Source organism: Acinetobacter sp. M5A5_2a, from assembly GCF_053345265.1.
Window position 1 is genome coordinate 86,451 of the sequence record NZ_JBKEZV010000014.1, and the last position, 19,905, is coordinate 106,355.

General features: G+C 39.7%; 16 protein-coding genes and 2 pseudogenes. 11 read left to right on the forward strand and 7 right to left on the reverse strand.

Annotated elements, in window-relative coordinates; all coding sequences use genetic code 11:
• The first annotated feature begins 77 nt into the window (after positions 1-77).
• The gene (locus tag ACLBWE_RS17760) at positions 78-278 is read left to right on the forward strand and encodes a heavy-metal-associated domain-containing protein (RefSeq protein WP_080632537.1); all 201 of its coding nucleotides are present in this window, start codon (positions 78-80) and stop codon (positions 276-278) included.
• 51 nt (positions 279-329) lie between these two features.
• On the opposite strand, the gene ACLBWE_RS17765 is transcribed toward ACLBWE_RS17760, so the two are convergent.
• Positions 330-1,289: a LysR substrate-binding domain-containing protein gene (locus ACLBWE_RS17765; protein ID WP_424608145.1), complete on the reverse strand. Its 960-nt coding sequence runs from the start codon at positions 1,287-1,289 to the stop codon at positions 330-332.
• Positions 1,290-1,333: 44 nt separating this feature from the next.
• Positions 1,334-1,463, reverse strand: a pseudogene (locus ACLBWE_RS17770) (hypothetical protein).
• Positions 1,464-1,569: 106 nt separating this feature from the next.
• On the opposite strand from ACLBWE_RS17770, the gene benA reads away from it, so the two are divergent.
• The 7 genes and pseudogenes from benA to ACLBWE_RS17805 all read left to right on the forward strand — a co-directional run bounded on the left by benA (position 1,570) and on the right by ACLBWE_RS17805 (position 9,735).
• Positions 1,570-2,952, forward strand: coding sequence for a benzoate 1,2-dioxygenase large subunit (benA, locus tag ACLBWE_RS17775; protein WP_004642043.1), 1,383 nt, complete (start codon positions 1,570-1,572; stop codon positions 2,950-2,952).
• Positions 2,949-3,468: pseudogene (gene benB / locus ACLBWE_RS17780) on the forward strand (benzoate 1,2-dioxygenase small subunit). The gene benA and the pseudogene benB overlap by 4 nt, the downstream one beginning before the upstream one ends.
• Positions 3,469-3,520: 52 nt before the next feature.
• Positions 3,521-4,537: a benzoate 1,2-dioxygenase electron transfer component BenC gene (benC, locus tag ACLBWE_RS17785; RefSeq protein WP_447604150.1), complete on the forward strand. Its 1,017-nt coding sequence runs from the start codon at positions 3,521-3,523 to the stop codon at positions 4,535-4,537.
• Positions 4,538-4,558: 21 nt separating this feature from the next.
• Complete coding sequence (locus ACLBWE_RS17790; RefSeq protein ID WP_447604151.1) at positions 4,559-5,344, forward strand: 1,6-dihydroxycyclohexa-2,4-diene-1-carboxylate dehydrogenase; 786 nt, start codon at positions 4,559-4,561, stop codon at positions 5,342-5,344.
• 57 nt (positions 5,345-5,401) lie between these two features.
• Positions 5,402-6,595, forward strand: coding sequence for a benzoate/H(+) symporter BenE (gene benE / locus ACLBWE_RS17795; protein WP_447604152.1), 1,194 nt, complete (start codon positions 5,402-5,404; stop codon positions 6,593-6,595).
• A 479-nt stretch (positions 6,596-7,074) separates the two neighbouring features.
• Positions 7,075-8,433, forward strand: a complete 1,359-nt coding sequence (locus ACLBWE_RS17800) for an aromatic acid/H+ symport family MFS transporter (RefSeq protein WP_205469603.1) — start codon at positions 7,075-7,077, stop codon at positions 8,431-8,433.
• A 45-nt stretch (positions 8,434-8,478) separates the two neighbouring features.
• A complete protein-coding gene (locus ACLBWE_RS17805) occupies positions 8,479-9,735 on the forward strand; it encodes an OprD family outer membrane porin (protein ID WP_447604153.1) in 1,257 nt (418 codons plus the stop codon).
• A 103-nt stretch (positions 9,736-9,838) separates the two neighbouring features.
• Here the strand turns inward: ACLBWE_RS17805 and ACLBWE_RS17810 are convergent, their stop codons facing one another.
• Complete coding sequence (locus ACLBWE_RS17810) at positions 9,839-10,945, reverse strand: beta-ketoacyl-ACP synthase III (RefSeq protein WP_133746461.1); 1,107 nt, start codon at positions 10,943-10,945, stop codon at positions 9,839-9,841.
• A gap of 94 nt (positions 10,946-11,039) precedes the next feature.
• A complete protein-coding gene (hrpA, locus tag ACLBWE_RS17815) occupies positions 11,040-14,897 on the reverse strand; it encodes an ATP-dependent RNA helicase HrpA (RefSeq protein ID WP_447604154.1) in 3,858 nt (1,285 codons plus the stop codon).
• A gap of 352 nt (positions 14,898-15,249) precedes the next feature.
• Here hrpA and ahpC point away from each other — a divergent pair, with 352 nt between their 5' ends.
• Positions 15,250-15,813: an alkyl hydroperoxide reductase subunit C gene (gene ahpC / locus ACLBWE_RS17820; protein WP_003652649.1), complete on the forward strand. Its 564-nt coding sequence runs from the start codon at positions 15,250-15,252 to the stop codon at positions 15,811-15,813.
• A 252-nt stretch (positions 15,814-16,065) separates the two neighbouring features.
• Complete coding sequence (locus ACLBWE_RS17825; RefSeq protein ID WP_004793625.1) at positions 16,066-16,275, forward strand: KTSC domain-containing protein; 210 nt, start codon at positions 16,066-16,068, stop codon at positions 16,273-16,275.
• Positions 16,276-16,325: 50 nt separating this feature from the next.
• On the opposite strand, the gene ACLBWE_RS17830 is transcribed toward ACLBWE_RS17825, so the two are convergent.
• Entirely contained in the window at positions 16,326-17,519 is a 1,194-nt protein-coding gene (locus ACLBWE_RS17830; protein ID WP_447604155.1) for an alkane 1-monooxygenase, read from the reverse strand.
• A gap of 120 nt (positions 17,520-17,639) precedes the next feature.
• Between ACLBWE_RS17830 and ACLBWE_RS17835 the strand changes: the two genes are divergently transcribed.
• The gene (locus tag ACLBWE_RS17835; RefSeq protein ID WP_447604156.1) at positions 17,640-18,674 is read left to right on the forward strand and encodes a helix-turn-helix domain-containing protein; all 1,035 of its coding nucleotides are present in this window, start codon (positions 17,640-17,642) and stop codon (positions 18,672-18,674) included.
• Here the strand turns inward: ACLBWE_RS17835 and ACLBWE_RS17840 are convergent.
• Positions 18,666-19,253, reverse strand: a complete 588-nt coding sequence (locus ACLBWE_RS17840; protein WP_447604157.1) for an O-methyltransferase — start codon at positions 19,251-19,253, stop codon at positions 18,666-18,668. The two genes, ACLBWE_RS17835 and ACLBWE_RS17840, sit on opposite strands and share 9 nt — an antisense overlap.
• A 45-nt stretch (positions 19,254-19,298) precedes the next feature.
• On the reverse strand, positions 19,299-19,517 hold the full coding sequence (locus tag ACLBWE_RS17845; RefSeq protein WP_003652655.1) for a DUF1653 domain-containing protein: 219 nt from the start codon (positions 19,515-19,517) through the stop codon (positions 19,299-19,301).
• Positions 19,518-19,905 lie beyond the last annotated feature (388 nt).

Here is a 19,905-nt window from a genome sequence, read left to right on the forward strand (position 1 = left end):
AATTGGTCTTGACCTTACAATCATGACAAGGTTTAGACTTAGGGTTATCCAAACAAATATCTCGTTCTTGATGGAGTATGAATATGAAACTACTTATTGAAAATATGACTTGTGGCGGCTGTGCTCGTGGTGTGACTGCAACGATTCAAGATGTCGACCCAAATGCAAAAGTAGATGTAGATTTAGCGACAAAAATTGTAACTGTAGAAACCAGTGAAAGCCTCGATAAAATTACCGAAGCGCTGGACGAAGATGGTTTCCCAGCTCAAGTACAATAAGAATTTGCATAACGCATAGCTTCAGATTTTGAGGCTATGCATTCATCTTATTTAAAAATCGATACCATTTGAATCATCTATTGGGTTCTGATCGAGTGTAAAAACAGTCCGTTGATAAGGTATCCCTTCTAAATCGTAGACCTGATAAATACAATCAAATAAAAGCTGTAAATCTTCACTTCTGTCCATTGCGCGTGCGGTAATAAAAATCGGACTGACTGCACCATTGTCGAGAATTGGTATGTAATTTAAGTGAGGAAAACGAATGGTATCGGCACTGGCAGGAATAATACATAAACCTTCCCCCGCTGCGACCAAGCCCAAAGCCAACTGAATTTCCCGTATCTCATGCATATTTTTTGGAACCAAACTATGCTCGGCAAAAATGTTCAAAAGCTGGGTCGAAAAATTAGGTTTCGGCGAAGTAGGATACATAAACATCTTTTCATCAATTAGATCGGCCAGATATACCCCTTCTGAACGCTGTGCAATCGGATGGCTGGTATGAGCAGCAACCACCAAACGCTCTTTACGTAGCAGAATACGTCTCACGGCAGGGTCACTAATTCTTAAACGTCCAAAGCCGACATCAATACGGCCTTCTTTTAATGCCTGTAGTTGCTCAGTTGTGCTTAACTCCATCAATTGAATATTCAAATGAGGCTGCTGTTGCCGAAATAAATAAATGATTCGAGGCAGTAAACCATAGAGTAAAGACCCGACAAAACCAATCGTCACACTACGTTCAATCAGACCAATACGTTTGGTCATACTTTTTATTTCTTCAGCATTCGACAAAAGTTTAAGGGCGTGCTGATAAAAGAAATGTCCGGCTGGGGTTGTCTGTAAAGGACGGCTTCCACGCTCAAACAATTGAATTCCAAGCTCACTTTCCAAATTTTGAATCTGTCGACTCAAAGGTGGTTGAGCAATAAATAGTTTTTCCGCTGCTTTTGTAAAGCTCTGCTCTTCAACAACAGCCACAAAATACCGTAAATGTCTTAGTTCCATAAGGCTTCCATACCTTTAAGATATAAAAAAATGCAAATTCAGTCTTAGACACAGTTTAACCATTCTTTTAAGGTATATACAAGCAACAAACCGATGAAGTGATGAATTGCTTTGTGAAAAAGCCTTCTTGCCAATCTTCCAGTGATTCATCTTCATCAATTCACGGTTAAACACCCAGCGCGCTCATGCGCTTCATTGACAATATTAGGATATCAAGACCTTTTAGATCGTAGCTAAGGCCTTGGTGACTTCCACACTTTTGGAAAGTCGGAGAACGGACATGCCACGTATTCCTGTAATCAATACTAGCCATCTTGACCGTATTGATGAATTACTTGTAGATAATATCGATACAGGTGAATTTAAACTTCATCGCTCAGTGTTTACTGACGAAGCCCTATTTGACCTTGAAATGAAATATATCTTCGAAGGTAATTGGGTTTACTTAGCACACGAAAGCCAAATTCCAAATAATAATGACTACTACACCACTCACATTGGTCGTCAGCCAGTCATTATTGCCCGCAACCGTAACGGCGAATTGAATGCCATGATCAATGCGTGTTCACACCGCGGAGCACAACTTTGCCGTCACAAGCGTGGTAACAAAGCAACATATACCTGCCCTTTCCATGGTTGGACTTTTAACAACTCAGGCAAACTTCTAAAAGTTAAAGATCCAAGCGAAGCTGGTTACTCTGACTGTTTTAATCAAGACGGCTCACATGACCTTAAAAAAGTTGCTCGCTTCGAGAACTACAAAGGCTTCTTGTTTGGCAGCTTAAATCCAGATGTTCCTTCACTTGAAGAATTCTTGGGTGAAACCACCAAAATCATCGACATGATTGTTGATCAGTCCGAACATGGTTTGGAAGTTTTACGGGGTTCATCAACCTACACTTACGAAGGTAACTGGAAACTCACCGCTGAAAATGGTGCCGATGGTTACCACGTTTCTGCTGTTCACTGGAACTATGCAGCAACGACTCAACACCGTAAAGAAACTCAAGCTGCCGATAACATTCGCGCGATGAGTGCAGGTTCTTGGGGTAAACAAGGCGGTGGCTCGTATGGCTTTGAAAATGGCCACATGTTGCTTTGGACACAATGGGCAAACCCAGAAGACCGTCCAAACTTCCCGAAAGCAGACGAATACACCGAAAAATACGGTGAAGCAATGTCGAAATGGATGATCGAGCGTTCACGTAACTTGTGTCTCTATCCAAATGTGTATTTGATGGATCAGTTCGGTTCGCAAATTCGTGTACTTCGCCCACTTTCTGTCAATAGAACCGAAGTCACCATTTACTGTATCGCGCCTAAAGGCGAAGCACCTGAAGCTCGTGCACGTCGTATCCGTCAATATGAAGATTTCTTTAATGCCTCAGGCATGGCAACACCAGATGATTTAGAAGAATTCCGTGCTTGTCAGGCAGGTTATGCAGGTATTGCACTTGAATGGAATGACATGTGCCGTGGTTCAAAACACTGGATTTATGGACCAGATGATGCAGCAAACGAAATTGGTTTAAAACCAATGTTAAGTGGTATCAAAACTGAAGATGAAGGTCTTTATCTTGCCCAACATCAATATTGGTTAGAAACCATGAAACACGCAATTGCATCAGAGAAAGAAATTGCTGATCAGGGAGAAACAGCATGAGCGCTCAAGACAAAGCAACTTTAGAAAATATTGCTCAGTTTCTCTATCGTGAAGCTCGCTTTTTAGATGATGAACAATGGGATGACTGGATTGCATGCTACGCACCGGAAGCTTCTTTCTGGATGCCAGCTTGGGATGATGACGATAAATTAACTGAAGATCCACAATCTGAAATTTCACTTATTTATTACCCAGACCGTCAAGGTTTAGAAGATCGTGTGTTCCGTATTAAAACTGAGCGTTCATCTGCAACCATGCCGGACACACGCACAAGCCACAATATTGCCAACGTTGAAGTCGTCGAGCGCGACGGCGACAAAGTTACTGTTCGCTTTAACTGGAATACCTTGAGTTTCCGTTACAAGACAAATTACAGCTATTTCGGTATGTCACGTTATGTGATCGATTTTTCAGGTGATCAACCAAAAATCTTGAGTAAGTATGTCGTTTTAAAAAATGACTACATCAATCAAGTTATTGATATCTACCACCTTTAAGACATACCCCCTCAGTTAAACGGACTGTTGGCTGAGGGTAAAAGTTTCAAATATTTTGTAGGATACATGCCATGTCAAACCACAATGTTGCACTTCAATTTGAAGATGGTGTTACACGTTTCATTAACGTAGCTCAAGGCGAAACCTTATCTGACGCGGCCTATCGCCAAAAAATTAATATTCCTTTGGATTGCCGTGATGGTGCATGTGGAACTTGCCGCGCATTTTGCGAGTCAGGTCATTATGACATGCCAGAAGAAACCTATATTGAAGATGCATTAACACAAGAAGAAGCTGAGCAAGGCTATATTCTTGCTTGCCAATGCCGCCCAACTTCCGATGCGGTGTTCCAGATTCAAGCCTCGTCAGATGTCTGTAAAACAGAAATTCATAGCTTCCAAGGCACATTAGCTCGCGTGGAAAACCTATCAGATTCAACCATCACTTTTGACATTCAACTTGATGAAGGCCAACCGGATATTCATTTCCTTGCAGGTCAGTATGTGAATGTTGCAATTCCAGAAACTGGTGAAACCCGTTCATATTCATTTAGCTCAAAACCGGGCAACCGCTTAACGGGCTTTGTGGTTCGTAACGTACCGAATGGCAAAATGAGTGAATTCTTGAGTAAGAATGCTCAAGCTGGTGACAAAATGACATTTACCGGTCCGTTCGGTAGCTTCTATTTACGTAATGTAGCGCGTCCTGTGCTTATGCTGGCAGGCGGTACTGGCATTGCTCCATTTATGTCGATGTTACAAGTGCTTGAAGAAAAAGGTTCAGAACAGCCTGTTCGTTTAGTCTTTGGCGTAACCAATGATTTTGATTTGGTTGCCCTAGAAAAACTCAATGAGTTGCAGGCGAAATTCCCATGGTTCGAATATCGTACTGTAGTTGCAAGCCCTGAGAGTAACCATGAACGCAAAGGCTATGTAACTGGTCATATTGAAAGTGAATGGTTAAACGGTGGCGATGTTGATGTTTATCTATGTGGTCCAGTGCCAATGGTAGAGGCTGTACGTGGCTGGTTAGAAGCTGAAAATATCAAACCTGCTAATTTCTTGTTTGAAAAATTCTCTGCAAACTAATTCAAGGTGGAGAAGTTATCTATGTCAAACCGTCAAAGATTTACCGATAAAGTTGTGATTGTTACGGGTAGTGCCCAAGGTATAGGTCGTGGCGTGGCCCTGCAAGTCGCGACTGAAGGCGGACAAGTCGTCATGGCTGACCGCTCTGAATATGTTGAAGAAGTTCTCAAAGAAATTCAGAGTGCATATGGTGATGCTGTCACGATTAATGCTGACCTTGAAACCTATGCAGGCGCGCAAGCAGTAGTTGCAAAAGCGATTGAACGCTATGGTCGGGTAGATATCCTGATTAATAATGTGGGTGGCGCGATCTGGATGAAACCTTTTGAAGAGTTTTCCGAAGAAGAGATCATTAAGGAAGTGAATCGCTCATTGTTTCCAACTTTATGGTGCTGCCGCGCTGTGTTGCCCGCCATGATTAAGCAACAATCGGGTGTTATTGTAAATGTATCTTCAATTGCAACCCGTGGTATTAACCGTATTCCCTACTCGGCATCTAAAGGTGGTGTAAATGCTTTAACAGCATCTCTTGCTTTTGAACATGCCAAAGACGGAATTCGAGTCAATGCCGTTGCGACGGGTGGAACCGAAGCACCGCCTCGCAAAGTACCGCGTAACGCCAACCCATTAAGTCAAAATGAAAAAGACTGGATGCAGCAAGTGGTTGATCAAACAATAGATCGAACATTTATGGACCGTTATGGCACAATTCAAGAACAAGTGAATGCAATTTTATTTCTTGCATCAGACGAAGCATCGTATATGACTGGATCGGTTATTTCGGTCGGAGGTGGAGATCAGGGTTAACCCTGATCTTTTTATATGATTGGGTAAATAACATGATTTGCATGGAGGCAATCGCACATGGCAACCCTGTTAAAGACATTAAAAAATGACTGGTCCATATCAGCAACAGTTGCTGGCTTTCTTGCGGTTTTAATTTCTTACTCAGGCCCACTGATTATTTTCTTTCAAGCTGCTCAGCGTGCCCATGTGTCCACCGATATGATGGTGTCATGGATTTGGGGAATTTCAATTGGTGCCGCTGTTTCAGGTATTTATCTTTCAATTAAATATAAAACTCCTGTCATTACCGCATGGTCTGCCCCGGGCACTGCCCTGTTAGTGACTCTATTTCCACATATCTCATTGAATGAAGCGGTAGCTGCTTATATTACTTCTGCTATCGTTATTTTTTTAATTGGCGTTACAGGTTACTTCGACAAATTACTTAAATGGATTCCGCAAGATGTCGCAGCAGGCATGATGGCTGGTATTCTTTTTCAATTTGGTATTGGCCTATTTACCGCATCTGATAGCATGCCCTTTATTGTCTTTAGCATGCTCATTGTCTTTTTAATTGCCAAACGTTTAATGCCACGCTACACCATGATTTGGGTATTAGCTGCCGGAGTTTTATTAAGCCTCATTTTAGGAAAAATGAATCCTGTTGATGTGAGTTTTAGTTTAGCGATTCCGCAGTGGATTAGCCCAGAGTGGACATGGAACTCAACTCTTAACCTTGCCGTTCCTCTCATTTTAGTCAGTCTAACCGGCCAATTTTTACCGGGTATGGCGATTATGAAACTCAGCGGTTACGACACGCCAGCCAAACCGATTATTAGCGTTACCAGTATTGCCTCTTTAGCTGTCGCTTGCGTAGGTGGTATTACCATTGTGCTTGCATCAATTACCGCTGCTTTATGTATGGGTAAAGACGCTCATGAACTTAAAGAAAAACGATATATTGCGGGTATCGCTAATGGAATTTTTTATATTTTAGGGGGCTTATTTGCTGGCAGTATTGTCATGCTATTTAGCTTACTTCCTAAAGAGTTGGTTGCAGCACTGGCAGGTTTAGCCTTGCTTGGAGCGATTGCCACCAATATTTCTGTTGCTATGAGAAATGATAGTCAACGCGATGCTGCGCTTATAACTTTTTTAGCTACGGCATCAGGCATGCATTTTCTTGGATTAAGCTCAGTGTTTTGGGGTATTTGCATTGGTGTAATTGCCCATTTCATTCTCACACCACGATCAACTCCAGCCACAAATTAAGTTTTTTATCTAAACACTCCAACCAAAATAAAGCCTTAATCGCCAAGTCAGGATGCAAATAATTTGCTAACCCTGATTTGGCGATTTTTATTTAATATCAATTAAATTTCATTTTCAAAGATCAATTTCTAAAATAATTAAATAATAGACTTTAATCTCCTATCTTAATATTTTCATTCCAATTAATAATATAAATTTAGCTCTATTTTTATCAGTGATTCTTAGCAAGAAAATCAAGAATAAAACACCAATAAAAACATTGAAATTCTCATCATATAATATTTACCATCATTTAATACAGATAATAAAAACCACTTCAATAATCAAAATAAATTCATATTTTTCAAATAATTAAATTAATAAAAAACACAATACCTTAAAGACATAAAGATATATCAATTAGGTTTTTGACTCTAAGTCAATAACAAAATAGTTTATTAAAAAATAACGCGATACTTCACAAATTGGAGGTGAAGAAAATGGATACGAGCAAGGTTAATATTAATGAGCTAATTGATAAAGCCAGTTTTACTTCTTTTCATTGGAAAGTTTTAATCTGGTGCTTACTTATTATTATTTTTGATGGATATGATTTAGTCATTTATGGAGTAGCACTCCCTTTATTAATGCAACAATGGTCATTAACTGCGGTAGAAGCAGGTTTGCTGGCAAGCGCGGCTCTATTTGGCATGATGTTTGGTGCCATGATTTTCGGCACACTTTCGGACAAACTCGGGCGTAAAAAAACCATCCTGATTTGTGTGACTTTATTTAGCGGATTTACCTTTATCGGTGCTTTTGCCAAAGGACCAACTGAATTTGCAATTTTGCGCTTTATTGCTGGCCTTGGTATTGGTGGCGTTATGCCAAACGTGGTCGCACTCATGACCGAATATGCGCCTAAAAAAATTCGTAGTACATTGGTCGCAATCATGTTTAGTGGTTACGCAATTGGTGGCATGACATCTGCCCTACTCGGTGCATGGCTCGTTAAGGATATGGGCTGGCAAATCATGTTTTTACTTGCAGGTATTCCACTACTATTACTCCCACTGATCTGGAAGTTTTTACCAGAGTCTCTCGCATTTTTAGTGAAATCTAATCAGAGTGAACAGGCTAAAAGTATTGTCAGCAAAATTGCACCTCAAACTCAGGTAAATGCCAATACACAACTGGTGTTAAACGAAAGCACAACAACTGAAGCACCTGTCCGTGCGCTTTTCCAACAAGGCCGTACCTTCAGCACATTTATGTTCTGGATTGCTTTCTTTATGTGCTTACTCATGGTGTATGCCTTAGGAAGCTGGTTACCTAAACTTATGCTGCAAGCGGGCTATTCGCTAGGTGCGAGCATGTTGTTCCTGTTCGCACTTAACATCGGTGGCATGGTCGGTGCTATTGGTGGCGGTGCTTTAGCAGACAGATTCCATTTAAAGCCTGTTATTACCATCATGTTTATTGTTGGGTCAGCAGCTTTAATTTTACTTGGCATCAATAGTCCGCAATTTATTTTATATAGCCTGATTGCCATTGCTGGCGCTGCCACAATTGGCTCGCAAATCTTACTCTACACATTTGTTGCGCAGTTCTACCCGACAGCACTCCGCTCAACTGGCATGGGCTGGGCATCTGGAATTGGTCGTATTGGCGCGATTATCGGCCCCGTTTTAACTGGAGCTCTACTTACATTTGAGCTTCCTCACCAAATGAATTTCTTAGCAATTGCAATTCCGGGTGTGATTGCTGCACTTGCAATATTTATGGTCAATCTAAAAGCCTCTGTTGCCGCACAAACGCCATCAACATTTAACACTCAAAACACGCTTACCCAGCAGTAAACATACATGCGCCTAGGACTGGCGCATAGATTTTGGAAATGGATTATGGAATTATTACATCGCTTTAAGCCACATGCTTTAACCTTTGCAACCTTAGTATTGATGTGTGGCAATTCATTCGCTGCAAATCCAAATCAGCAGGCTGAAGATGAATGGAAATTCACTTTAAAGAATGCCTACATCAACCGTAATTTTGATAATGATGCGCTCAAAGATACCGGCAGTTGGTCTCAGGCAGCATCGTTATTTTATAAATCGAAAATGCATGACACTCCGCTGCAAATTGCAGACAAACCTATTACGATTGGTGCAGATGCTTCCGTTCAATACGCCGTGCGCCTAAGTTCGGACAAACATGTCGCAGACACAGTTTTACCTTTTAACAAAGACACTCAGTCACAAGCATCAGACTTTTTAAAATACGGGGCGACATTAAAATTAGGTTATGACAAAACGCTTTTGAGTGTGGGTGAGCTTTGGCTAGACCTGCCTGTAACCGCTGTCGATGCCAGCCGTCAGTTGCTTGCTTCATATTGGGGAACCAATTTAAAGTCGCAACTTTCGGATCAGCTTTATGCCGAAATTGGTCGAGTCGAAAAAGTATCGCCACGAAATGAAGAGGACTTTAAAAAGTTTTCGTTCACGGCAAATGGAATTACCAAAGAATCGGATGGTTTAAATTATATTGATCTGCGCTATCAATTTACACCTTCACTCAAGGGCGAATATTACTTTGGTAATTTAGAAGATCTCTATAACAAACACTATGTAGGGCTTGAGCATAATTGGAAACAGCCTAATTTTTCCCTCACTTCTAAGTTTAAATACTTCAATGCAAAAGATGATGGCAATACTTTTGATATCGATGCACAAAACATTGGAGTACTAGAAACGCTTAAAGTGAAAAACCATACCTTTGGTTTAGGATACCAACAAATTATTGGCGAATCGGCTTACCCATTACCAGATGGTTTCTTACCAGAGACCTATTTCATTAACTGGAATACCACGGGATTCTTTAAAGAAGATGAAAAGTCTTACCATGTCATGTACGGCTATGACTTTAAAGACTATGTACCTGGTTTAAACGCAATGGTGAAATATGTGTACGGCCATGATTTTAAAGCAGCCAATGGCGAGAAAAATCATGAAACTGAGTCGAATGTCATTCTGAACTATGCATTTCAGCAACAGTACTTAAAGGGCGTTGCCCTGCAATACATTCGCATTGATTACAACGTAAAACATGGCAATGATTTTGGTGAAGACCGCTTGTTTGTAAACTATACCAAAAAGTTTTAATAACTTTTAATTCAATCTAAGCGGGCCAATTTTGGTTCGCTTTTTTATATTATTTCACTCATAAAAAAACGCCCTTACGAGCGTTTTTAATTAATCTAGCAACTTAAGCAACGTGCTTTTGTACAACAATCGAACCTACTGAATAGCCTGCGCCGAAAGATGAAATCACGCCATACTCGCCATCATTCACTTCATGCCCTGTACGGTGCAAAGCAATAATCACACCTGCTGAAGAGGTATTGGCAAATTCATCTAAAATAATTGGTGCACGGCTTAGATCTGCATCTTTACCAGCAACATATTTCAAGATTAATTCATTCATGTTGGCATTGGCTTGGTGTAACCAGAAACGCTTAATATCGTTTGCAGTTAACTGCATTTTTTCCAACTGTGCATTAATGATTTTTGCCACCAATGGACAAACATCTTTAAATACTTTGCGGCCATCTTGACGGAATAATTTGTCGTCAACGATCGCATCTTCGCTACGGTTTAAGAAGCCGAAATTATTACGAATGTTGTTTGAAAATTGAGTAAATAGATGAATATCTAAAATTTCAAAACCAGTTTTAGTCGTAGTCTCTTCAATAATAGAAGCAGTTGCAACATCACCAAAAATGAAGTGACAATCACGGTTACGGTAATCTAGGTGACCAGAGGTAATCTCAACATTCACTAATAAAACACGGCGAGCGCCTGAACGAATTGCATCTGCCGCTTGTTTCAAACCAAAAGTAGCAGCTGAGCATGCAACATTCATGTCATATGCATAACCTTGAATACCTAGCGCCGACTGGATTTCAATCGCGACTGCCGGATAAGCACGCTGCATGTTTGAACATGCCAAAATTACGACATCAATATCTTCAGCAGTAACCCCTGCATTTTCCATTGCTTGTTTAGCCGCAATAACGCCCCATTCGGCCTGAAGAGACAGCTCATCATTTGAACGCTCAGACAAACGAGGACGTAAACGAGTCGGATCGAGAATTCCTGATTTTTCGATTACGTAACGGCTTTTAATACCAGAAGCTTTTTCAATAAATTCAGCACTTGAACCACGTAACTCTTCAAGTTCACCAGATGCAATTTTCTCTGCATTGTCTTGGTTATATTGTTCCACATAAGCATTTAAACTGACGGCCAGTTCTTCATTAGAAATGGTTTCTGTTGGATGAAATAGCCCAGTACCTGTAATACGAATGCCCATGTAAAACTCCTAAAAAAATGAAAAGGGTCTGTTAATCTTTCATTTATAAATTGCGTTGTTCGCTAAAAACAACATAAACAGACCCATATCTATTTTAACTGATTCCCAAACGATCCCATAACTTTTGCAGTCGAGTTGGTGAAATAGGCATCTTGGTTTTCATCGGTTGGGAAAATAAAGAAATGCGAAACTCTTCCAACATCAAATACAATTCTTTGACTTTAGGATCATTTTTCAATTTAAACACCTTGTCCATCCATGGATCGACATCGTCAATTGCTGCATGATCTCGCTGTAGATTATTGGGCAATCGGTCTAAACGCAATAGCAGCGCTTTCAAATAACGCGGGTATTCCTGCCAAAGATCGACAGGCTGGCAATAAACAAAATTGCCAAGTGACATTAAATCTAGCTGATCTTCAATATCATCAATACTTCGCCCAAATATCTCTGGATCAAGCACCAAAAGCTGACGGCGAATTTGCTGCCATTGAATATAAATCTCGCTCAATTGCTCAAGAGCCTGCTGACCATAACTCAAAAATTGCTTTTTGACCTGTTCTAGCAGTTTATTAAATTCATCTGCATTAATTGGCAGAGTTGTAATTGCCATTTGTAAAGTTGCATAGACCAACATCTGCTCAAGTTTAGCTTTATCGCCCAAAGGTGAGTAAGCTAAAGCAAGCGGTTTTGAAATCTGCTTTTTCAATTGACGAACCAAGTCACCAAGTTGCATGTGTACCAGACGGATAATACCTTCACGATGCTGTTTAATGGCTTCAGCCTGATCATTAAAGGTTTGTATGACAATACCAGAATCATCTTTAGCATCAGTTTCAGCAAAAGCTTTGGTCGGCACTAAAGCCTGATATTGTTTCACAACAACACCTGTGACCTTGTGTGAAGCCTCAAAAGTAAAGTTGTCAGGGAAGTTTTTAAACTCACCTTTTTGCTGTTTTACTGGACGATGCGTTTCCACACGACAACGTGCTTTTAGCTCTGGCAGATCACGACCTTTGGCAATCAATTTACCTTTTTCATCAATGACTTTAATGAACGGTACCAAATATGGGTCAATGCGTTCAAACGAGAAATCTTTATCTGTAATTTGCTCGCCACGTAAGGCAAAAGCTAAATAACTAAAAATATGTTCGCTTAAATGTACTGCATCAATACCCTGCATGAGCTTACGAGCTGTATCAGGAATAGGCACCACATTACGACGCTTGTCTTTAGGTAACGCTTTGAGTAAAGCCTCAATTAAGTCTTGGCGCCAGCCCGGAATTCCCCATGACCAGATATTTTCATCAACTTGAGGTAGTGCCTGAACAGGAATCTGAACAGTTGCGCCATCTTCGTCATGGCTTGGGTCAAAATGATATGTCGTCGCTAAACGTAGCTGCCCATTATGCAGATGATCTGGAAATTGCTGCGTTGTTGGTCGATCATTGAGCCAAAGCGCATCATCCTCAACAAATAAATAACGTGGATTATTTGCTTCTACGGTCGCTCGCCAGTCTTCAAAACTACGACGGCTTGCAATTTCTTCGGGAATTTTAGAGGCATAGAACTGATAAATTGTTTCTTCATCAACCACTAAATCACGACGACGCAATTTATCTTCAACTCGCTCTACTTCTTCAAGCTTAAGTAAGTTGTGTTTTAAAAATGGTGGAACCGTACCCAAATTACCTGTAGTTAATCCATCACGTAAGAAAATCTCATGTGCAGCAGGTTGATCAACTTTTTCAAAATTAATTAACCGTTTTGGCTCAATAATTAAACCAAACAAAGAAATTTGCGCGTAGGCATTTACAATACCGGCTTTTTTAGACCAATGCGGTTCAAAATAGTGATATTTCAACAAGTCACGTGCAGCGAGCAAAATCCACTCAGGATCAATTTTGGCCAAAGTACGTAAATATACCTGCGACGTTTCGACCATTTCGAAAGCCATCACCCACGAGGTATTGGTTTTGTGCAGAGTACTTGCCGGAAAAACTTTTGCCTTTTGCTGACGCACTGCCATAAAGGTATTGCGTTCATCTGTTTTATTGGCAATGAAAGAAAGTAACCCTGTCAGCAACGCACGATGCAAATTTTCATAATTTGCATCTTTTTCATTAAAGCTGAGTTTTAAACCTTCTGCTAATTCAACTAATTGCTGATGCGTTTGTTTCCACTCACGTAAACGCAACCAACTTAAAAAATTCTCCTTAGCAAACTGACGTCGTTTATTTTCAGACATACTTACTTCACCTTTAGGATTTAAAGTATCCCAAAGTTTCAAATAAAACAGAAAATCTGAATCTGCTTCTTTGAACAATGCATGCTTTTGGTCAGCCTGCATTTGTTTGTCTGCTGGGCGTTCACGAGGATCTTGAACCGCTAAAGCACTCACCACAATCAAGATTTCTTTGAGTACACCAAAATGTGCACCACCAATAATCATACGCGCTAAACGTGGGTCAATCGGCATACGTGCCATCATTTGCCCGACTTTGGTTAGCTCATTTTTCTTCTCATTCATTGCCCCTAACTCAATCAAGAGCTTTCGACCATCGTTTACAAGACGGAAATCTGGCGGTTCAATAAAATCGAAGTTTTCTAACTCACCTAAGCCCAAACTTTGCATTTGCAAAATAACGGAAGCTAAATTAGTTCGTTTAATTTCCGGTTCGGTGAATTCTGGACGGCTTAAAAAGTCTTCTTCGCTGTATAAACGAATACAGACACCGGCAGCAATACGACCGCAACGCCCTTTACGCTGATTGGCAGCAGCTTGGGAAATGGCTTCAATCGGTAAGCGTTGTACACGTGATCGATAGTTATAACGAGAAATACGAGCAAAACCGCTATCGATTACATAGCGAATATTTGGAACAGTAAGCGCTGTTTCGGCTACGTTGGTCGCAATAATAATACGACGACCTTTACCGCCTGGACTGAAAATCTTTTGTTGTTCAGAAACAGCTAAACGCGCATATAGAGGTAAAATTTCGGTATGTCTTGGCCCGTACTTTTGCAAGGTTTCCTGTAATTCACGAATTTCTTGCTCTGTGCTTGAGAAAATCAGAATATCGGCATGTTCAGGATGACCTTTTGCTTCGGCATCGGCAAAACATTCTTCAACCGCTTGTACCACTGCACGTGGTAGATTTTCTTCAAAATCATCAAACTCATCGTCGTCACTTCCGCCAATATTCATCTCTGAAATTGGACGATAAAGCACTTCAACAGGATAACTACGCCCTTCAACTTCAAAAATTGGTGCGTCATTAAAGTAATTACTAAAACGATTTACATCTAAAGTTGCAGAAGTCACGATAACTTTAAGGTCTGGGCGTTTTGGCAGTAACTGCTTTAAATAGCCCATAATAAAGTCGATATTGAGTGAGCGTTCATGCGCCTCATCAATAATGATCGTGTCATATTTAGACAAGAAACGATCATTGCCTAACTCGGCAAGTAAAATACCGTCGGTCATTAACCGAACAATCGAATCTTGCGAACCTTGTTCATTAAATCGGATTTTAAAACCAATCGACTCGCCAAGCTTTTCGCCGACTTCTTCTGCAATACGCTGCGACACACTACGGGCAGCTAAACGGCGTGGCTGTGTATGACCAATCATACCTGTTAAGCCACGACCTGCTAACATTGCAATTTGGGGAAGCTGAGTGGTTTTACCGGAACCTGTTTCACCTGCCACAATAATGACCTGATGCTTTTGAATTGCATCAATTAGGCGGTCAGCATATTGAGAAACCGGTAGTTCCTGATTTAGTTTAATTTCAGGTAAACGTGCAAAGCGCTGTCTTACTTTGGCATTAGATTGTTCAAATAATTTTTCAATCTCTGCTGTATTGGCTTTTTTATCTTTACGTAAACGATTTAAACGGTGACGATCTCTTGCCATCACCCACTGATCTATATTTAAACCATTCTGCACAAACAAACTTTCCTGAAAATACAACAATCCGCTATTTTACGCTTTAATGTGCATAAGGTAAAACAATTGGTTTTTGATATATTTTTAATTTTTTTACATTTTACCCTTGAATTCTCACTAACGAGACTTCATGTTGTTAGGCAAGTTTCTTTTACTATAACTGTCATTTGATTTACATGTTTTTGCAGTCAAATCGAGTACAGTATTTGGGGACTTAAAAATCGCAAATTTATCACTTATTCAATTTTCCGATTTTAGTCATGTAAAAATACTATTTCCCCAATAAAGAATTTTTATTTATTCTACATCTCGTAAACAAGTTTAAATATAAACCTCAATCATGGAGACAATGATGAGCTTGATTAATACTGAAGTTAAACCATTCCAAGCAACTGCTTACCACAACGGCCAATTTGTTGAAGTTAACGAAACTAACCTTAAAGGTAAGTGGTCTGTTGTATTCTTCTATCCAGCTGACTTCACTTTCGTTTGTCCAACTGAACTTGGTGACTTAGCGGACAACTACGCTGAATTCCAAAAACTTGGTGTTGAAATTTATGCTGTATCTACTGATACACACTTCACGCACAAAGCTTGGCACGACACTTCTGAAGAAATCAAAAAAATTCAATATCCATTAGTTGGTGACCCAACTTGGACTCTTTCTAAAAACTTCGACGTTCTTATCGAATCTGAAGGCTTAGCTGACCGCGGTACTTTCGTTATCGATCCAGAAGGTAAAATCCAAATCGTTGAACTTAACGCTGGCGGTATCGGCCGTGATGCGTCTGAACTTCTTCGTAAAGTAAAAGCTGCTCAATACGTACACGCTCACCCAGGTGAAGTTTGCCCAGCTAAATGGAAAGAAGGCGAAGCAACTCTTGCTCCATCTATCGACCTAGTTGGTAAAATCTAATTTTTTAGATTAGACCAATACGTCTGAGACCACCCTTTTTAGGGTGGTTTTTTTATTGGTTATTTTTATAAATCTAAGCCCTACTCCACACCAAAATTTTATAGCTAATTTTTTACAATTCTTATACTTATAAATTTATAGCAATATTCATTTATGAATTGTCAGCCTGCTTAACTTAGAGTACTGTCAAATGATGAAACAAAAGAGTTTTATATATGTATTAAAAGATCAAACAAAAGTAGGAGTAGTTATATGGAAAAATCTGTTGTTGTAACCTCTTGGAAATATGATGTTTCTTCACGCTATTTAAAAATTTTCTATAGCAATGGCTCAGGTGAGCTCTACCATCCAGTTCCAGAGTTTATCTACAATAATTTGTTACGTACCAATGATAAAACTGCATTTGTTCACAAATATCTTGAGTTTGATCTGCATTTTAACAGACTCCGTATTTCTGCTTAATCATAAAAAATCAGCCCGCTGGGGCTGATCTGTTTTATATCTTTTGGCTATTAAGCCGCGTTATTTTGCTCAATATATTTCTCTAGCATTTTTTCCTTCACATCAACATGCATATTGATTTTACTGAGGTCGCCCTTATAGTGCTCGACAACACGATCATCCATAATTTTTGACCACCAAGATGGAATAAATGCAGGCAAAATCATTGCACCATAACCTGCTGGTAATTGCGGCGCATCTTCAAAGTGACGTAAGGTCTGAAAGCTGCGAGTGGGATTGGCATGATGATCTGAATGGCGTTGTAATTGATACAAGAACAAATTGGTCACCACATTATTATTGTTCCAGCTATGCTCTGGTAAAGTACGTTCATATTGGCCATTTTCTTTCTTTGCACGCTTTAAACCATAATGTTCAATATAATTCACCGATTCAAACAAAGTTACTGCATAAGCGGCTTGAGTAACTTGAAATGGGATGGAACGCGTACCAAATTTCGCAAACATGGCTGCATGGTACACAGCAGACATCGCCCAACCATGAATCAGCTCATTTTCCTTACAGAAGAAAGGCAATTTCTTACGTTCTAAACGATTCTTTTCAATTTCGATTGCCGATTTAAAGCTACCAATTACGGTACGCGGCAAAAACTTCCAGAAGGTTTCACCAAATTGTGAAGATGCTGGGTCTTCGGGTGTCGCAACGCGACGGTGATGTCCATAAGGGTGTTCAATTCGGAAATGGTTATAACCCGATGGCGCTAAAGCTAAATGCGATAAATAATGTTCAAGCTGTCCATTCTTGTGGCTAAGTTCATGGGCAGTATTAATAGCAATTCCATTGACCATTCCCACCAAAGTTCCCAGTAAAACCTGATCAGCAAGAGGTATATTTTTACGACTGGCTAAATATGCCCCATAGATATTGGTCGCGTATTGCAGAGGAATAAAAAGTTTAACAATACGAGCGTAATACGGATCAGCTTCTAAATCGGCGATTGCATCTAATGGCGGATTTTCTGTGTCTTCCCCAATCAATTTATCCAATGCAGGAATAACACCATGAATAAATAATGGCCCAAATGAAGCGAAGAACTTTTTAGTTTTTTTAGGACCAAATTGATAGCCCGCTAGGCCACCCATTGCAATGGTCGGTACAGCCAAACCCAATAGCCATAAATGACGTTTTTTATCTTTAAATGTTGTTGTCGCTTGCTCGACATCCAGTTGAGTATGCATATTCATTAGAAACTCCAATCAAACACAAAATGCTTTGCTTGAATTGATTGTGTTCCTTCATAGCTTCTCTATATTATCATTTCAAGACTTGCTATTATCATTTTAAGACTTTACTGAGTTTTTCTTGTGCAGAAGCAACAGATCCCTGTTATTCCATCACGTTATTATTTACGGCTGATTGAAATTTTAATCAGCACACATCAATACGATAATGATTTGTTGGTGGTGTTGCAGCAAGAACTGGCAAAAACAGAATTATTATCGATTCAACAAATTGAACAATTCATTGAGATTGGTTTGAGTCTGCCCAATACTCAAGATTTGGCCTTTGAACTGGGTAAAAATATAAAACTCAGCTCACATAGTCTAGTGGGCTATGCGCTAATGACTAGTCCTAATTTGGAACATGCACTTAGGCTGATTGCACAATATTTTAGACTGATTATGCCGAGTTTTAAGCTAAGTATTGGATTTCCAACCAATCAGCAAAAGGTTGAACTATTATTCGAACCGATTTTGCAGATGAATAAGCAATGTTTGGCCTTTCATATTGAAGCGATTACCGTGGCGTTTTACTACAGCCTGTTAGAATTGGCAGGTCAGCAATTACAACGCTACCAAGTATATTTGAGTGTTCCAGAGCCGAGCTATCAAGAACGTTACGTATCCTTAGTGAAAGCCAATTTCCACTTTAACTATACGTGGCTTTCGGGTATACGCGTGGTGATTGATCAGCAACAATTGGCACTGCCCTTGCCTTTAGCTGACGCGCATAGTTTAAAAATAGTTGAGCAACGCTGTCAGGAACAAATCCAAAAGATCTATCATCAAGGTGAAATTGTGGAATGGGTCAGCATGATGCTACGACAAGCCAATCAAGTCCCAACCCTAATGGAATGTGCCAAAGTCTTAAACATTTCTACCAAAACGTTGCAACGCTATTTGCAGCAACAAGGTGTTGAATTTCATGCTTTAAAGCAGCAGATCAGCACTGAACGTGCCATTGATTTATTAGAGAATTCTGCCTTTACCATTACCCATATTGCCTATGAGCTGGGGTATTCCAATCCTGCCAATTTCACCCGTGCATTTAATAAAGTACAGGGCTGTAGTCCGCAAGCTTATCGGCAAGAATATCTAAAGAAAGTGAACCTACTTTAGAATCACCATACATAAACCAGCGCCTACCGGCAAAATACTGCTCATAAAGTTTTGATCATTTTTAATTAGTTCCAGAAATGATTTTACTTCGGCAGCATGTGAAATGACGTTATCAATAATGAGTACGCCACCTTTTGGCTTGATCAGACGTTTTAAATCTGGCCAATAATTCTCATAAGCATGACGCTCAGCATCTAACAAAATAAAATCAAACGTTTCCTGCGCTTCTTTTAAATAATCAGCTGCATCGCCTACCCAAAATTGAACGATTTCACTAAGCTCTAACTCAGCAACATAGCGTTTCGCCTCATCACTTCGCTTTGCATCAATTTCAACTGTAGTCACCTGCCCACCAGTTGCCTGAGCGGCTTCAGCTAGCCATAAAGTTGAGTAACCCGTTGACGTACCGATTTCTAAAATAGCCTTGGCTTGCTGCATACGAATAAATTGCGACAATAGTTTTGCAGACTCAGCCTCAATATTGCGATAACGCAGCAAGCGATCTGCCTGCTGGGCATCATGCCGTTTAAAGGTGTCATATAAATCTGCAACTCTTTGTAAGAAAAAAGTATTTGGCATCTATTCACCCTTTAAACTCGTTATTTTATATGACAGCCATTTAAGTTAAGTGCTTTGAATTAACTTAAACCGCGGTACGATACTTCCATCAGCCACTTGAACCGTTTCAGTAAACATATCTAGTGGACGCACCCAAGTTGAATAGTCACCATAAAGACACTGATAAACGACTAGCTCCTCTTCAGTCTCACTGTGTTTTGCCACAGAAAAAACTTGATAGAGATTACCTTTATAATGCTGATAAATGCCGCGTTGCAATGACATGAAAGTACCTTTTAATGTTATGACATAAAATCTTTACAGCCATATAACATATATAAATTTTTAAATACTTTCACTTTAAAAGATAAAAAAGAGTAATAAAGGACACTTAAAGACAAATTACCGCTTTAAATTATTGATATTGTTTATGAGTACCACATTACATTCAAAAAACCGATTAAATCTATAAAAACATACTGTTTTACCTATTTTATGTTTTAACGTACTATGCATCTATTGAAAGAATTTGGATGCATTGGAGTAAAAACAGATGTTAGATCAAAACATTAAAACTCAATTAAAAGCTTACCTAGAACGTTTAGAAAGTCCAATCGAATTAGTTGCTGCTTTGGATGAATCAGATAAAGCGGCTCAAATTAAAGAGCTAGTT

What these genes read in the sequence shown, in the direction of transcription:
- ACLBWE_RS17760 (WP_080632537.1), top strand. Translation starts at nt 78, where the DNA reads ATGAATATGAAACTACTTATTGAAAATATGACTTGTGGCGGCTGTGCT.
- ACLBWE_RS17765 (WP_424608145.1), bottom strand. Translation starts at nt 1,289, where the DNA reads ATGGAACTAAGACATTTACGGTATTTTGTGGCTGTTGTTGAAGAGCAG.
- benA (WP_004642043.1), top strand. Translation starts at nt 1,570, where the DNA reads ATGCCACGTATTCCTGTAATCAATACTAGCCATCTTGACCGTATTGAT.
- benC (WP_447604150.1), top strand. Translation starts at nt 3,521, where the DNA reads ATGTCAAACCACAATGTTGCACTTCAATTTGAAGATGGTGTTACACGT.
- ACLBWE_RS17790 (WP_447604151.1), top strand. Translation starts at nt 4,559, where the DNA reads ATGTCAAACCGTCAAAGATTTACCGATAAAGTTGTGATTGTTACGGGT.
- benE (WP_447604152.1), top strand. Translation starts at nt 5,402, where the DNA reads ATGGCAACCCTGTTAAAGACATTAAAAAATGACTGGTCCATATCAGCA.
- ACLBWE_RS17800 (WP_205469603.1), top strand. Translation starts at nt 7,075, where the DNA reads ATGGATACGAGCAAGGTTAATATTAATGAGCTAATTGATAAAGCCAGT.
- ACLBWE_RS17805 (WP_447604153.1), top strand. Translation starts at nt 8,479, where the DNA reads ATGGAATTATTACATCGCTTTAAGCCACATGCTTTAACCTTTGCAACC.
- ACLBWE_RS17810 (WP_133746461.1), bottom strand. Translation starts at nt 10,945, where the DNA reads ATGGGCATTCGTATTACAGGTACTGGGCTATTTCATCCAACAGAAACC.
- ahpC (WP_003652649.1), top strand. Translation starts at nt 15,250, where the DNA reads ATGAGCTTGATTAATACTGAAGTTAAACCATTCCAAGCAACTGCTTAC.
- ACLBWE_RS17825 (WP_004793625.1), top strand. Translation starts at nt 16,066, where the DNA reads ATGGAAAAATCTGTTGTTGTAACCTCTTGGAAATATGATGTTTCTTCA.
- ACLBWE_RS17830 (WP_447604155.1), bottom strand. Translation starts at nt 17,519, where the DNA reads ATGAATATGCATACTCAACTGGATGTCGAGCAAGCGACAACAACATTT.
- ACLBWE_RS17840 (WP_447604157.1), bottom strand. Translation starts at nt 19,253, where the DNA reads ATGCCAAATACTTTTTTCTTACAAAGAGTTGCAGATTTATATGACACC.
- ACLBWE_RS17845 (WP_003652655.1), bottom strand. Translation starts at nt 19,517, where the DNA reads ATGTCATTGCAACGCGGCATTTATCAGCATTATAAAGGTAATCTCTAT.